This window comes from Streptomyces sp. NPDC053513, from assembly GCF_044544765.1.
Taxonomy (GTDB): domain Bacteria; phylum Actinomycetota; class Actinomycetes; order Streptomycetales; family Streptomycetaceae; genus Streptomyces; species Streptomyces litmocidini.
In genome coordinates, this window is sequence record NZ_JBITXP010000014.1 from 130,059 (window position 1) to 145,206 (window position 15,148).

General features: G+C 71.3%; 9 protein-coding genes. 2 read left to right on the plus strand and 7 right to left on the minus strand.

The window, feature by feature from the left end:
* Positions 1-14: 14 nt before the first annotated feature.
* Complete coding sequence (hydA, locus tag ACIGW4_RS24060) at positions 15-1,418, plus strand: dihydropyrimidinase (protein ID WP_399582755.1); 1,404 nt, start codon at positions 15-17, stop codon at positions 1,416-1,418.
* Between the two features lie 10 nt (positions 1,419-1,428).
* The gene (locus tag ACIGW4_RS24065; RefSeq protein WP_398711774.1) at positions 1,429-2,430 is read left to right on the plus strand and encodes a TIGR03842 family LLM class F420-dependent oxidoreductase; all 1,002 of its coding nucleotides are present in this window, start codon (positions 1,429-1,431) and stop codon (positions 2,428-2,430) included.
* A gap of 44 nt (positions 2,431-2,474) precedes the next feature.
* Here ACIGW4_RS24065 and ACIGW4_RS24070 read toward each other — a convergent pair whose 3' ends face one another.
* From ACIGW4_RS24070 to ACIGW4_RS24100, 7 genes are all read right to left on the minus strand, one after another.
* The gene (locus ACIGW4_RS24070; RefSeq protein WP_398711772.1) at positions 2,475-3,812 is read right to left on the minus strand and encodes a hypothetical protein; all 1,338 of its coding nucleotides are present in this window, start codon (positions 3,810-3,812) and stop codon (positions 2,475-2,477) included.
* 147 nt (positions 3,813-3,959) lie between these two features.
* The gene (locus tag ACIGW4_RS24075; protein ID WP_399582758.1) at positions 3,960-5,324 is read right to left on the minus strand and encodes a sensor histidine kinase; all 1,365 of its coding nucleotides are present in this window, start codon (positions 5,322-5,324) and stop codon (positions 3,960-3,962) included.
* Between the two features lie 7 nt (positions 5,325-5,331).
* On the minus strand, positions 5,332-6,009 hold the full coding sequence (locus ACIGW4_RS24080; RefSeq protein WP_399582759.1) for a response regulator transcription factor: 678 nt from the start codon (positions 6,007-6,009) through the stop codon (positions 5,332-5,334).
* A 75-nt stretch (positions 6,010-6,084) separates the two neighbouring features.
* Positions 6,085-7,014, minus strand: coding sequence for a hypothetical protein (locus ACIGW4_RS24085; protein WP_398711771.1), 930 nt, complete (start codon positions 7,012-7,014; stop codon positions 6,085-6,087).
* A gap of 71 nt (positions 7,015-7,085) precedes the next feature.
* Positions 7,086-10,265, minus strand: a complete 3,180-nt coding sequence (locus ACIGW4_RS24090; protein WP_399582761.1) for an efflux RND transporter permease subunit — start codon at positions 10,263-10,265, stop codon at positions 7,086-7,088.
* Positions 10,262-13,990 carry an efflux RND transporter permease subunit gene (locus tag ACIGW4_RS24095; protein WP_399582763.1) on the minus strand — a complete coding sequence of 1,243 codons (3,729 nt, stop codon included), beginning with the start codon at positions 13,988-13,990 and terminating at the stop codon, positions 10,262-10,264. The genes ACIGW4_RS24090 and ACIGW4_RS24095 overlap by 4 nt, the downstream gene beginning before the upstream one ends.
* Positions 13,991-14,409: 419 nt before the next feature.
* On the minus strand, positions 14,410-14,931 hold the full coding sequence (locus ACIGW4_RS24100; RefSeq protein ID WP_359589845.1) for an SMI1/KNR4 family protein: 522 nt from the start codon (positions 14,929-14,931) through the stop codon (positions 14,410-14,412).
* Between the last annotated feature and the right edge of the window lie 217 nt (positions 14,932-15,148).

Genomic DNA, 15,148 nt, shown 5'->3' on the forward strand with positions numbered 1-15,148 from the left:
AGGGGAGAAGTCCCGTGAGCACCCGCACCCTCATCCGCGGCGGCCTCGTCGTCACCGCCGCCGACGAACTCCACGCCGACGTGCTGATCGAGGACGGCCGCGTCGTCGCCCTCGCCGCCCACGGCTCGGACACGGCGGCCGGCTGGACCGCCGACCGGACCGTCGACGCCACCGACCGCTACGTGCTGCCCGGCGGCGTCGACGCCCACACCCACATGGAGCTGCCCTTCGGCGGCACCTTCGCCTCCGACACCTTCGAGACCGGCACCCGCGCCGCCGCCTGGGGCGGCACCACCACCATCGTCGACTTCGCCGTCCAGAGCGTCGGCCACAGCCTGCGCGAAGGACTCGACGCCTGGTACGCCAAGGCCGACGGCAACTGCGCGATCGACTACGCCTTCCACATGATCCTCTCCGACGTGAACGAGCAGACGCTCAAGGAGATGGACAAGCTCGTCCAGGAGGGCATCACCTCCTTCAAGCTCTTCATGGCCTACCCCGGCGTCTTCTACAGCGACGACGGCCGGATCCTGCGCGCCATGCAGCGCTCCGCCGACAACGGCGGACTGATCATGATGCACGCCGAGAACGGCATCGCGATCGACGTCCTCGTCGAGCAGGCCCTCGCCCGCGGCGAGACCGACCCGCGCTACCACGGGGAGGTCCGCAAGGCCCTCCTTGAGGCGGAGGCCACGCACCGGGCGATCCAACTGGCCCGGGTGGCGGGAGCCCCGCTGTACGTCGTGCACGTCTCGGCGGAGGAGGCCGTCGCCGAGATCACCGCGGCCCGCGACAAGGGACTGCCCGTCTTCGGGGAGACCTGCCCCCAGTACCTGTTCCTCTCCACCGACAACCTGGCGGAACCGGGCTTCGAGGGCGCCAAGTACGTGTGCAGCACCCCGCTGCGCCCGAAGGAGCACCAGGCGGCCCTGTGGCGGGGACTGCGGACGAACGACCTCCAGGTGGTCTCCACCGACCACTGCCCCTTCTGCTTCGTGGGCCAGAAGGACCTGGGGCGCGGCGACTTCTCCAAGATCCCCAACGGCCTGCCGGGCGTGGAGAACCGCATGGACCTCCTCCACCAGGCCGTCGTCGACGGGCACATCAGCCGCCGCCGCTGGATCGAGATCGCCTGCGCCACCCCGGCCCGGATGTTCGGCCTCTACCCGCAGAAGGGCACGATCGCGCCGGGCGCCGACGCGGACATCGTCATCTACGACCCCCACGCGACCCAGGTCCTGTCGGCCGAGACCCACCACATGAACGTCGACTACTCCGCGTACGAGGGGAGGACGGTCACCGGTCGGGTGGAGACGGTCCTCTCGCGCGGCGAACCCGTCATCGAGCAGCGGAAGTTCACCGGCCGAGCAGGCCACGGCGTCTTCACCCCGCGCGCCACCTGTCAGTACCTGAACTAGGAGAACGACGTTGGACTTCGGACTCGTCCTGCAGACCGACCCGCCCGCCTCGCAGGTCGTCGGCCTGATGCGCAGGGCGGAGCGCAACGGCTTCCGCTACGGCTGGACCTTCGACTCCGCCGTGCTGTGGCAGGAACCCTTCGTCATCTACAGCCAGATCCTGGCCAACACCACCAAGCTCCACGTGGGCCCGATGGTGACGAACCCGGGGACGCGGACCTGGGAGGTGACGGCCTCCACCTTCGCCACCCTCAACGACATGTACGGCAACCGGACCGTCTGCGGCATCGGCCGCGGCGACTCCGCCATGCGCGTCGCCGGCCGCAGGCCGAACACCCTGGCCCGGCTCGGCGAGGCCATCGAGGTCATCCGCGACCTGGCGGAAGGCCGGGAGGCCGAGGTCGACGGCAATCCGATCCGGATCCCCTGGGTCAAGGACGGCAAGCTGCCGGTGTGGATGGCGGCCTACGGACCCAAGGCCCTCGCCCTCGCCGGGCAGAAGGCCGACGGCTTCATCCTCCAGCTCGCCGACCCCTTCCTGACCGAGTGGATGATCAAGGCCGTCCGGCAGGCCGCCGCCGACGCCGGCCGCGACCCCGACGCCCTCACCATCTGCGTCGCCGCCCCCGCCTACGTGGGCGACGACCTGGCGCACGCCCGCGACCAGTGCCGCTGGTTCGGCGGCATGGTCGGCAACCACGTCGCCGACCTCGTCGCCAAGTACGGCGAGCACTCGTCGATGGTGCCGGAGGAGCTCACCGCGTACATCAAGGACCGGCAGGGCTACGACTACTCCCACCACGGCCGCGCCGACAATCCCGACACGGCGTTCGTCCCCGACGAGATCGTCGACCGCTTCTGCCTCCTGGGCCCCGCCGAGGCCCACATCGAGAAGCTCCGCCACCTCAAGAGCCTCGGCGTCGACCAGTTCGCCGTCTACGACATGCACGACAACCGCGAGGGCACCATCGACGCGTACGGCTCCGAGATCATCCCCGCGCTCGCCCCGTAGCCCGGAGCCGTCGCACCACAGGGCGGAACCACAGGGCGGAGGAACTACAGGGCGGACGCGAGCCGGGCCGTCGCCTGTTGGGCGGCCGTCGCGTCCTTGCGGTCGGCGGCCTCGCGCAGGGCCTTCAGCGCGGCGTCGATCCGGGCCGCCCGGTCGGGGTCCATGTGGTCCTTGACGCGGTCCCAGGTGAGTTCGAGGCTGGTCGCGTCACCGGCGATCGCGCCCGTGTCCCGGGCGGCGCCGTCCAGCGTCGCCTGGCGCGCCCACAGCGCCATCCGGGCGGCCTCGACGGCCGCGAGCGGGTCATGGCGCAGGTGCAGGTCGAGGTCGTTCTGGGCGACCCGGAGCACGGCACCGCGGACGAGCGCGGCATCGCGCGCCTTGACGGCCGCCGTGAGCGAGTCGAGGTCCCGGTCCATCTGCTGGACGAGCAGCGGGGGCACGCGGTCGGCGGCCCGGTACGCGTCCCAGGCGGCGCGCACCTTCGCCACGGCCGCGTCGGTCGCCTCGGCGTGCGCCGCGCGGACCGCCGCCGAGAGGGCGGTGAGTTCGGCGGGCGCGGGGCCCGGGGCGACGTCCGTCGGTACGGCCAGCGAGATCGCCTCCAGGTCGGGGCCGGGTTCGTCGATGGTGAGCTCGCCGTACCCGGGGGCGACGACCTTGTTCTCGCGCGTGCCGTCCAGGTTGATCTCGGTCGTCCTCATCGCGCCCTCGACGGGCCCGTACGGCCCGGGGACCGTCTGCCCGACGGCCTGGACGGTGACCTCCTCGAAGACCGTGCCCGGGCTGTTCTCCGGCCGGTACACGTCACCGGCCTTCGGGGCCTTGGGCATGATCATCGCGGCCGGTCCGGACTTCCCGGCCCGCCACGTGCCGCTGGTGTTCTCGACCACGCCGTTCTCGTAGTTGAAGACGTCCTCGCCGAGGTACCAGACCGATCCGTCGTCGGCCTGCGCGAACCAGTCGGTCGCGACCTCCTGGACCCGCCCGTCCGAGAAGGACACGTACTGGAGCGTGCGTGCCCGGACCTGCTCGCCGTCCACGGTGATGGTCTTGATGTCGGGGAGCAGCGTGAGCTCGGTGCGGAAGGGCTTCCCGTCGACGTGGCCGTCGTAGATCACCTGCTGGATCCTGGAACTGGCGTGGAGCGGGTTGGTGATCTCGGTCGGCCGGCTGAACACGGGCTTGGCCAGGTCGACCCGCTTCTGCTCCGGGGCGAGCGGCAGGCACTCGTCGGTCTTCTTGCCGTTCTCCTCCACGACCCGTACGCAGTCGGTGCTCGCCGAGGGGGGCCCGCTCGCGGCCCCGGCGGTGCAGGCGCCGGTCGCGAGGGTCGCGGCCAGGGCCGCGCTCACCGCGGCCGCCGGGTATCTGGTCCTCATGACTGCCTCCTCTGCCTGACACCGAGGCTTCCACCCGGGTGCTGAAGGGAGCCTGAACGGAGCTGAACCGGCCTTCAGGAGAGGCGGTACGGCCTCCAGAGCGGTGGCCCGGCCTTCAAAGGAGCGTCAAGGAGCGGTGGCCCGGTCTCAGGCCGCCGGGTCCGGCGGGAGCGTCACCTCGAAGCGGGCCCCGCCGAGCCGCCCGTCGGTCACCGTGACCGTGCCGCCGTGCGCCGCCACCAGTTCGGCGACGATGGCGAGCCCGAGTCCGCTGCCGCCGGCGTCGTCCGCCCCGCCCCCGTCGCCCGGCCGGCGGGACCGCGCCTCGTCGAGGCGTACGAACCGCTCGAAGACCCGCTCACGGTCCTCCGGCGGCACGCCCGGACCGTCGTCCTCCACGCCCAGCACCACCCGGCCGTCCGGCTGCTCGGCGAGGTCGAAGGCGATCTCGGAGCGCGCGTGCCTGGCCGCGTTGTCGCCCAGGTTGCGCACCACCCTGCCCAGGCCCCGCGGGTCCGCCCGCCGCCGTGCCGCCGACACCCCGGCCGTACCGATCCGCAGCCCGGGCGCCGCCCGGCGCAGCCGGCGCACCTCCTCCAGGACCAGGTCGTCGAGGTCCACCGGCCGCAGCCGGGGGCGCAGCGCCTCCTCGTCGGCGCGGGCGAGCAGCAGCAGGTCGTCGACCAGCCGCTGGATCCGCAGGTCCTCGGCCAGTACGGTCCCGGCCAGCCGTTCGCTCGTCAGCCGGTCGGGGTGGGCGAGCGCGACCTCGGCGTGCTGGCGGATGGTCGCCACCGGGGAACGCAGCTCGTGCGAGGCGTCGGAGATGAACCGGCGCTGGGCGCTCTGCGCCCGTTCGAGCCTGTCCAGCATGCGGTTCATCGTGGCGGCGAGGCGTGCGATCTCGTCGCGGCCGGGCGGAAGCGGCACCCTGCGGTGCAGTTCCGCCGCCGAGATCGCCTCCACCTCCGATCGGATGGCCGCCACGGGGGCCAGCGCCCGCCCGACCGCCATCCAGGTCGCGCCGGCCACCACGAGCATCAGCAGCGGCAGCCCCGTGACCAGCAGCCGGGTGACGATCCGGGTCGACTCGTCGACCCCGATCAGCGTCTGCCCCGCCAGGACGGTCCGGTCGCCGCCGGGCGCCCCGGCGGTCACCGCCACCACCAGGAACCGGTCCTCGTCCAGCGGCGTGCTGAGGGTGGACTCGGCGCCCCGCCGGGGGTCGGCCAGGGCCGGCAGGTCCTTGACGTTCGGGCTGGCGGCGATCACGTCCCCCTGGGCGTCCAGGACCTGCACGAACTGTTCGTCCTGATCGCCCACGGTCAGCGACGGCACCCCGCGCCCCGACTCGATGACGGCCGCCACCTGCTCGGCCCGGCCCCGCACGGCCTGCCGCACGTCGTCGGTCAGTTCGGCCCGCAGGAGCGCGATCAGGGCCACCGCTCCCGCGATCAGGCCCACCGCCACGACGACGACGGCCGCCACGGCCGACCAGAACCGCACGCCCATGGCCCGCCTACCCTCCGTCGGGGACCAGGCGGTAGCCGTAGCCCCGTACGGTCTCGATGGACGCCCGGCCGAAGGGCCGGTCCAGCTTGTTCCGCAGGTGCCGGACGTAGACCTCGACGATGTTCGGGTCGCCCTCGAAGGCGTCGTCCCAGACGTGCGCGAGGATCTCGTGCTTGGACACGGTCTCGCCGCGCCGGCGCAGGAGGAACTCGAGGAGGGCCAGCTCACGGGCGGTCAGCTCGACCCGTACCCCGCCCCGGGACACCTCCTTGGCCGCCGGGTCGAGCCGCAGGTCGCCGGCGGTGAGGGCGGCGGGCCGCTCGCGCGGTTTGCGGCGCAGCAGCGCACGCAGCCGGGCGAGCAGCACGGCGTACGAGAAGGGCTTCGTCAGGTAGTCGTCGGCGCCGGTGTCGAGCCCCTCCACCTCGTCCCACTCGCCTTCCTTGGCGGTGAGCATGAGGATCGGGGTCCAGTTCCCCTCGGCGCGCAGGGCGGCGCAGACGCGGTAGCCGTTTAGACCGGGGAGCATGATGTCGAGGACGATGGCGTCGTACGCGTGCTCGCGCGCCCGCCACAGGCCGTCCGTGCCGTCCAGGGCGACGTCGACGGCGAAGCCCTCCGCCTCCAGGCCGTTGCGGAGCCCCTCGGCGAAGCGCTCCTCGTCGTCCACGATCAGAACCCGCATGCCCCGATTGTGACCCGCGCCACCTGAACCGGAGCTGAAGGGCCGCGGTGCCGCGCGCCCCCCACGGGCCCCGTACTACGGCAGGACCGGCAGCCCCTTCGGGCGGGCCGGCTGCGCGGGCGGGGTGGTGCCGTACACGTCCGGGCTGATCTCGTAGCCGCGCGCGTCCTGCGCGAGCACCTCCTTGCGGACGGCGGCGAGCTCCTTGCGGCCGAGCCGGGTGAACTCGGTCAGCGACAGCGTCTCCGGGTTCGCCTCGCCCACGGGCTCCACCTTGATGTTGCCCACGTGCGGCGCGTAGGACTTCCGCTGGTGGCCGCCCTCGGGGTCGAGCGGCGCGAACTCGTCCGTCACGAGGACGTGGTGGAAGCAGCCGACCGGGACGCAGACGTTCTGGTTCGTCCGGAACACCGTGGCGCAGTCCAGGAAGTCGATCTCGGGGGCCAGGCCCTCGGTGTAGGTGGGGGTGCCCACCCGCGGCCTGGCGAGCATGGCGATGCCCGCCCTGGCGCCTTCCACGCCGGAGATCCAGGTGTCGGGCGCGCCGACGAGCTCGCCGTTCTCGTAGATCTCCGGGTACTCCCCGAGGCGCCAGACCGTCCCGCGCCGGTCCTGGGCGAAGAACGCCAGCTCCGACTCCTGGATCTCGTCGCCGTTGAAGTCCTGGTCGAACACCACCACGGTGCGCACGCCGTCGATGACCTTGGTCAGGTCGGTCACCGTCGTCACCACGCGGTGGTCCTCACCCGCGACGTCGCCGGTGAGGACCAGCCGGGTGCCGGGCTTCAGCGGGAGGAACGTGTTGTCCACCCGCGGACGGGCGGGGAAGGTGTGCGGCCGGAGGGCGGGGGGCTGCCCGCAGCTGCCCGGAAAGGCCGGGCCGCTCTTCACCCGGGCGGGCGAGGGCGCCTGGGGGGTGTCGGTGGCCGACGCGCCGGGGGCCAGGAGCAGCGCGGCGACGATCGGGCTCAGCAGGGCAGCGGACGCGCGGAGGCGGCGGGGCATTCAGCTTGGTCCTCTCGGTGGAGCCGGGGTGGGGCTCCACCGGGAGGCGGCGGCCCCGTCCGCCGCCTGCCTCAGTGCGTGGCGGCCGCCTCATGCTGCGGCCTGTGACGTCTGAAGCCCTTGCCGAAACGCAGGTACAAGGACGGCACGACGAGCAAATTCAGCAGAGTGGACGTAACCAGACCGCCCACGATGACCACGGCGAGCGGGTACTCGATCTCGTGGCCCGGCCGGTTGCCGAGGATGACCAGGGGCAGCACCGCGAGTCCGGTCGCCAGGGAGGTCATCAGGATGGGGGACAGCCGTTCCCGTGCGCCGCGCAGCACCAGGGCGGGCCCGAAGGTCATGCCCTCGTGCTCCTCCAGGTGCTGGTAGTGGTTGATCAGCAGGATGCCGTTGCGCGCGGCGATGCCGAGCACGGTGAAGAAGCCGACCAGGGAACCCAGCGTGATGTTCCCGCCGGCGATCCAGACCGCGAGCACACCGCCGACCAGGGCCATGGGCAGCGTGAGGAAGGACAGCAGCGCGAGTCGCCAGCTGCGGAAGGAGACCTGGAGCAGGATGAAGATCGCCAGGGCCGCGAAGACCGCGCTGTAGAACAGGACCCGCTGGGCGGCCTGCCGCTCCTCGTGCTCCCCGAGGAGCTCCGTGTGGTAGCCGCGGGGGAATTCCGTGGAGTCGATCGCCTTCTCGACGTCCGCGACGACGGCGCTGAGGTCGCGTCCGGAGACGCCGGCGTTCACGTCGAGGTGGCGCGAACCGTTCTCGCGCGCGATCAGGTTCGGCTGGGGCTCGATGACCACCTGGGCGACGTCGCCGAGGCGCACCGGGGTGCCGGCGGGCGTGTCGATCGGGAGCCGGCTGATGGCCGCCACGTTGTCGCGGGTCTCGGGGGTGCTCCACACCACCGTGTCGTAGGCCCTGCCGTCGCGGAAGATGTCGCCGACCTCCTCGCCGGCCACCAGGGTGGACGCGGCGCGGCGCACGTCACCGGGCTTCAGCTCGTACTTCGCGGCCTTGTCGACGTCGACCTTCACCTGGATCTGCGGGACGTCGACCTGCAGGTCGGCGTGGACGTCCTCGGTGCCGGCGATCTTGCCGATCTTCTCCTGGAGCTCCAGGCCCTTCTCGCGCAGGAGCTTCTGGTCCTGGCCGAAGAGACGGACGACGACCGGGTACTTGGAGCCGGTGAGCACCTCGTCGACGCGTTCGTTGAGGTACGTCTGGACGTTCTGCTCCATGCCGGCGTACCGGCCCACGGTCTCCTTGACCTGCGTGAGGGTCTTGTCGTAGTCGGCCTTGGGATCGATGCTGATCCAGCCCTCGCCGAAGTTGACCCCGGCGATCTCGTCGCCCAGGAACGCCTGCCCGATGTGGGCCCCGAAGACGTTGCGCACCCCGGGGATGGCCCGTACCTCACGGCTCACCTGGGAGACCATGCGCTGTTCTTCCTGCACGGACGTGCCGGGCGTGCTGATGAAGTGCATCAGGAAGTCCCGCTCCTTGAAGGAGGGCATCAGGGACTGGCTGAGCTGCGGCACCAGGAGGGCCGCGACGAGCACGAGCACGCCCGACACCAGATAGGCGTTCACCGGCCGTTTGACGATGCGCCGCAGCCCCGCCGTGTAGCCGTTCTGCAGCCGGCGCAGCAGCGGGGACTGCCGGCGTTCGACCCTGGCCTTGCGCAGCATGATCAGGCACAGGGCGGGGGTCACCGTCAGGGCCACGACCATGGAGGCGAGGATGGCCAGCGTGTAGGAGAAGGCGAGCGTCCGGAAGAACGAACCCGCCACTCCCTGGAGCAGGAACACCGGCACCGTGGCCACGACGATGATCATCGTCGCGTAGACGATCGGACTCCGGACCTCCAGGGAGGCGTTCAGAATGATCTTCGCCACCGACGTGTCGCCCGACGTGTCACCGCCGGACTTCCGGTGCTCGCGCAACCGTCTGAGGATGTTCTCGACGTCGATGATCGCGTCGTCGACGACGGCGCCCAGGGCGATCACGAGTCCGGCGAGGGCCATCGTGTTGACGGTGTCCCCGCGCCAGTGGAGCACCAGCACGGCCGCCATGAGGGACAGTGGGATCGTCAGCAGGCTGATCAGCGCGACGCGCCACTCGTAGAGGAACGCCGCGAGGACCACGACGACCAGCAGGAAGCCGAGGACCAGGGCCTGGGTCAGGTTGTCGATCGCGGTGTGGATGAAGTCCTGCTGCTGGAAGATGGTCGTGTCGAAGTGGACGCCGGGCAGGCCGGGTTCGAGGGACGCGATCGCCTTCTCGACGTTCTTGGTGATCTCCGGGGTGTCGCCCCAGGGCAACTTCTCGACGATCAGCAGCAGACCCGGGTCGCTGCCGACGACGGCGTCGCCGCCCAGTGGCTGGTGGTCCTCCTTCACCAGGGCCACGTCACCGAGCCGGACGGTGCGGTCGCCCGTGGCGTGCACCGGCACCTTGGAGAGGTCGGCGGGCGTCACGACCGGCAGGACGTGCCGGATGCCGAGCCGCTGCCGGGGGGTCTCGATCCAGCCGCCGGTGCCGATGACCGAACCGGCGGTGAACTTGAGCAGACCGGAGTCGACCGACTCGCCGGTGGCCTCCATGACGTCGTCGAGACTGACCTTGTGGGCCTGCATCTTGAGCGGGTCCACCTGGACGGTCATCATCTTCAGCCGCTCGCCGAAGATGCTCACGTTGGCGACGCCGGGCACCCGCAGCAGCCGGGCCCTGACCTCCCAGTACGCCGTCATGGACATGGACATCAGGGCCTTGTCGGAGTGGTCGTCCGAGGACATCCCGATCTTCATGACACGGCTGGTCGCCGCGACGGGCGGCATGATCACCGGCGGGGCCGCCCAGGTCGGCAGGCTGGGCGACACCTGCTGCACCCGCTCCTGGACCTCCTGCCGCGCCTTGAACAGGTCGGCTCCCTCGTGGAAGATCAGCTGGATCGACGAGAGCTGCGCGACGGACTCGGAGCGCAGGTCCTCCAGCCCGTCGAGGCCGTTGAGGGACTGCTCCAGCGGAACGGTGACCAGGGACTCCACGTCGGCCGTGGACAGGCCGAGGCAGGTCGTCTGGATCTCGACCCGGGGCGGTGCGAACTCGGGGAAGACGTCCACCCGCGTCTGGGGCAGCGACGTGATGCCCACGACCATCATCACGGCGGCCGCGGCGACCACGAGGTAACGGAAGCGCAGGCTGGACCGGACGATCCAGCGCATCAGGGTGCCGCGTTCCTCAGTCATTCGTGCTCGCCGTCCGTCTCGTACTCGATGCCGAGCAGTTCGGCGGCCCCGACCGTCACCACGGGAGTGCCCTTCACGAGGCCGGACTTCACGACCGCGTCGTCCTTACCGAACCTCCCCAGTTCGACGGGGGTCCGGAGGTACACGAAGGGCTTGGGGCTGGTGAAGGCGAAGGTCTTGCCTTCCGGGTCGTAGACCACCGCTTTCAGCGGGATGAGCGTCTGCGGCGGCCCGGCGCCGTCCAGCGGTGCCTGCCGCAGCGGCTCCATCGTGATGTGGAGCCGGGCGACGGTGTCCTCGGCCAGGGTCAGACGGGGGATCCTGCCTTCCGGGACCTTCTCGATCTCGGCGGGCGGCTCTTCGTCGTGTTCGGCGGCCGGGGCCGCGGAGGACTGCGAGTCGGCGCAGGCCGACAGGCTCGCTCCACCGGCGAGCAGCAGCCCCGCGGCCGACAGGCCCGCGACCCACCGGCGCCTGCCGAGACGCCGGCGGGGCCCGCCGCGGGGTGCTTCTCGCCGCTCCGTCCTGCCGCCGTCCGCCGCCGCCGCGCCGGGGGCCCGTCCTGCCGTCGACGGTCCCGGTTCCGGGCCGGTGCGACGCCGTCCGAGGCCGCCGGGGGAGGAGTGGAAGCGGATGTAGAGGGCGGGCACGATGAACAGCGTCACGAGGGTCGAGGTGACCAGTCCGCCGAGCACGACGACGGCCAGCGGGTGCAGCACCTCCATGCCCTCGATCGTTCCGAGGACGACCGCGGGCAGCACCGCGACCGCGGTGGCGAGTGCGGTCAGCAGGACCGGGCCGACCCGGTCGCGCGTGGCGTCGACGATGCGCCGCGGGTCCACGGTCCCGTCCTGGCGCGGCTCGGTCTCCTGGTAGCCGCGGACGAGCAGCACCAGGTTGCGCACGGCGATGCCCAGCACGACCAGGAAGCCGCCGAGCGCGCCGACCGACATGACGCCGCCGACGGCGAACGCGGTCAGCACACCGCCCACGCCGGCCAGCGGCAGGGCGAGGAGGACGAGCGTCGCCGCCCGCCAGCTGCCGAAGGCCGCCTGCAGCAGGAGGAAGGAGCCGAGCAGCGCGGCGGCCACGAGCCCCGCGATCCGCAGGTCCTGGCTCTGCTGGTGGGCGACGTCGCTCTGCACCTCGACGTGGTACTCGTACGGCATCGGCATGGCCTGGACGCGGCTCCTGACGTCGTCCAGGACGGTGTTCAGGTCACGCCCGCTGACGTCGGCGACGACGTCGAGGCTGCGCGAGGTGGCGTAGTGCTCGATGACCGTCGGGTACGGCGTGACGCGGACGGAGGCGACGTCGCCGAGGCGCACGTGGCCGCCGTTCGGCGTGTCGATCAGGAGGTCCTGGACCTTCTGCGGAGCGGAGCGCGTCGCGGGCGAACCCCACACGACGACGTCGAAGACCTTCTGCTCCTCGTAGAGGCTGCCCACCGGCAGGCCGGAGAAGTAGGTGGCGGCCGTGCGGCGGACGTCACCGGGCTTGATCCCGTGGCTCTGGGCCGCCGCGAGGTCGACCTTGACCTCGAGGGTCGGCTCCTCGACCACGTCCGGGACCTGCGGCCGGACGATTCCGGGCACCTGCGAGATGGCCTTGCTCACCAGCTGGGCCTGCTGCCGCAGCACGCCCAGGTCCTGGCCGTAGACGCGGACCACGACGGGAGCGCCGTCACCGTTGTCGGCCCGGACCTGGTCCAGCCGGGCCTGCGGGTAGGTCAGCACCTCGCTGTCGAGGCCGGTCTGGCCGCTCATGGTGCGGTTGATCGCGGCGACGGTCCTGTCGTAGTCGGCCGAGCTCTTGAGGTTGACCCAGAACTCCCCGGAGTTGACGTTGACGACCTGGTCGGACTCCCTGGCGCGGCCCACGTGGGCGCCCACGCTCTCGACGCCCGGCAGGGCGCGCAGCTGGTCGGCGGCCGTCTGGCCGAGCCGGTTCATCTCCGGCAGCGACGTGCCGGGCGGCGCCTCCACCTGGATCAGCAGTTCGCGCTGGTGCAGGGAGGGGATGGGGGACGCGCCGTCGAGCTGTGGCCACACCGCGAAGCCCGTGCCGGCCAGCACGGCGGCCGCGGCCACCGCCAGGCCCGGCCGGAGCAGGGTCTTGGGGCTGATCCGGTCGAAGCCGCGGTGGAGCCACCCGAGCACCGGGTTGCGGCGGTGGCCGAGCCGGGTGCGCGCGAGCAGCATGGCGGTCAGTACGGGGGTGAGGGTCAGGGCGACGACGGTGGAGGCGATCACCGCGAGCGCGTAGGAGAGGGCCAGCGGCCGCGCGAACGCTCCGCCTATCCCGCTCAGGAAGACGACGGGCACCACGGCGAGGAGCAGGATCAGCGTGGCGAAGAAGGCGGGCCGCCGCACCGCCGCCGTGGCGTCGACCACGACGTCGGCCACCGACCGGCGCCCGTCGGGGCCCCGGCCGTCACCGGTTCCCCGGTGACCGTCACCGGTTCCCGGGCCCTCGCCGGTTCCCCGGTCTTCGCGCCGGAGCTGTCCCTGGACGCGGTCGAACCCGATGACGATGTCGTCGATGACGGCTCCGAGGGCGATCGCCAGCCCGGCGAGGACCATCATGTTGAAGGGCGAGCCGCGCAGATAGAGCACCCACAGGGCGGCCGTCTCCGCCAGCGTGATCGACACGAGGCTGATCAGGGCGACGCGCCAGGAGAGGAAGTACAGGCCGAGCAGCACCGAGACGGCGGGCACGGCGACGAGCACCCACAGGCCCACGTTGTCGAGCGCCGTGTCGACGAAGGACGCCGGCCGGTACACGTGGGTGTCGACGGTGATGCCGGACAGTCCGGGCTGGAGCGAGGTCATCGCCTCTTCGACGGCGTGGGTGACCTCACGGGTGTTGGCGCCGGGGTACTTCTCGATCACCAGCATGATCCCGGGGCCGTCGCTCAGCGTCACGTCGCCGATGAGGGGCTGGTGGTCCTCCACCACGCTGGCCACGTCACCGATGCGCAGCCGCTTGTCGGGGGTGTCCTCCACCGCCACGGAGGCCAGGTCCTGTGCCTTGGTGATGGGCAGCACGTGCTGGATCGCCAGCCGCTGGCTCGGGGTGTCGATGAAGCCGCCGGTGCCCGGCGTCGAAGCCTCCACGAAGGTCAGCGGCGACACCCACAGGGCGTTGCCCGTCGTGCGGATCACCTGGTCCAGCGAGACGCCCCGGCTGCGCAGCTGCGCCGGGTCGACCTGGACCTGCAGCTGCCGGTCCTGCTCGCCCCAGATGATCACGTTCGCCACGCCCGGGACGCCCAGCAGGCGCGGCTTGATGTTCCACCGCGCGAGGACGGACATGTCGATGCGGGAGGCGTCCTTCGAGGAGAGGCCGATCATCATCACCCGGCTCGTCGAGGACAGCGGCTGGATCATGACCGGCGGCTTGCCCACCTGGGGCAGTCCGCCCACCTGGATCAGGCGTTCCTGGACGGCCTGCCGGGCCTTCTGCTCGTCCGTTCCCGGTCCGAAGACCAGGTCGACGGAGGACAGGCCGGGGGCCGACTCGGAGGTGATCTCGTCGAGCCAGGCCACGCCGTTCAGCAGGTCCTGTTCCAGCGGGACGGTGATGAGCTGCTCGACCTCGGCCGCCGACAGGCCCGGTGCCTCGGTCTGGATCTGCACCTGCGTCGGAGCGAACTCCGGGAAGACGTCCGCCGACGCCGCCCGCGGGAGCTGGAAGAACCCCAGGGCCAGCACGGCCGCTGCCACACCGATGATCAGGTTCCGGAACGTAAGACTGAGAGAAAGGATTCTGTGGACCACGGCAGGGTCCTGCCTTCCAGAGCGACTGCGCGTTCCGCCGAGCCGCCCTCGGACCCTCTTGCACAGGGCTTGGCGGAGCGCGGGATCACGCACCGGACGGACGGCGTACCGGGCGCCCGCACGGGGTCGTCCGTCCTGCTGCGGCATCAGTCGCCGGCTTCGACCGGCGATGGAGAGGCTTCCCGGGCATCGCCCTCTCCGCGCCTCCGCGGGAAGGACGAGCCGGCCTCGTATTCATGTCCGGTAAGAGCTGTAAACCGACTGAGCTGCCAGTCATGTCCGTAGTCGGTAGATACGTCGTAAATGTAGCCAGTAGGTAAAACCCCTGTCAACGGATTCCCCGAAAGGGATTAGAGAGTCGGATATCAGGGAAGGGGCGCGTGGAATGGTCCGTCGGGTGCGCGGTCGCGGGAGCACAGGGTCACGTCCCTCCCCTTGAGGTAGGCCAGCAGCCATGCGCCGAACGTCATCTCGTAGAGGGTCCAGGACGGGCTGTCCATCTCCTGGACCAGGACGCGCCAGGACGACGAGGGGCCCTCGGGAACGGCCAGGAAGACCGCCTCGCCCGTCGTGGCCGTCGCCACCGGCAGCAGTTCCCCGGCGCCCGCCCCCGCCCGGCTCGGCAGGAACTCCGCCATGTCCTCCTCGCGCCAGAACTCGATCTCCTGCCTGACGAAGCTTCCCAGGTCGTGCAGGAGGTGGACGGCGGGATGTTTCAGATACAACTGCCCGTTGATCGAGATCGAACCGTAGGCGTCCACGATCTCGCGGAAGTCCGCGGGAAAAGCGACGCCGAATTCCCGCTCCAGTTCGTTCCACGGCTCGGGATCCGACCAGTCGAACCGTGATTCGCCCAACAGGGCCCGTACGTCCGAAAGCGTTGTCATCGCCGACCTCCTTCTGGCACCTCGATCCGGTGCCGGTCTCGGCGAACTGTTCCTCACGCGACCGACACCCCGTCAAGCGCTGACGCAATCGCGGCATTTCGCGGGCCGGGCGGTGAAGGACGAACGGGTGCCGGCGGGACGGGCCGCCGAACGCGTGCCGGCGGGACGGGCCGCCGAACGCGTGCCGGAGGGACGGGCCGCCGAACGGGTGGCGGCA

What these genes read in the sequence shown, in the direction of transcription:
- ACIGW4_RS24085 (WP_398711771.1), bottom strand. Translation starts at nt 7,014, where the DNA reads ATGCCCCGCCGCCTCCGCGCGTCCGCTGCCCTGCTGAGCCCGATCGTC.
- ACIGW4_RS24090 (WP_399582761.1), bottom strand. Translation starts at nt 10,265, where the DNA reads ATGACTGAGGAACGCGGCACCCTGATGCGCTGGATCGTCCGGTCCAGC.
- ACIGW4_RS24080 (WP_399582759.1), bottom strand. Translation starts at nt 6,009, where the DNA reads ATGCGGGTTCTGATCGTGGACGACGAGGAGCGCTTCGCCGAGGGGCTC.
- ACIGW4_RS24100 (WP_359589845.1), bottom strand. Translation starts at nt 14,931, where the DNA reads ATGACAACGCTTTCGGACGTACGGGCCCTGTTGGGCGAATCACGGTTC.
- ACIGW4_RS24075 (WP_399582758.1), bottom strand. Translation starts at nt 5,324, where the DNA reads ATGGGCGTGCGGTTCTGGTCGGCCGTGGCGGCCGTCGTCGTCGTGGCG.
- ACIGW4_RS24070 (WP_398711772.1), bottom strand. Translation starts at nt 3,812, where the DNA reads ATGAGGACCAGATACCCGGCGGCCGCGGTGAGCGCGGCCCTGGCCGCG.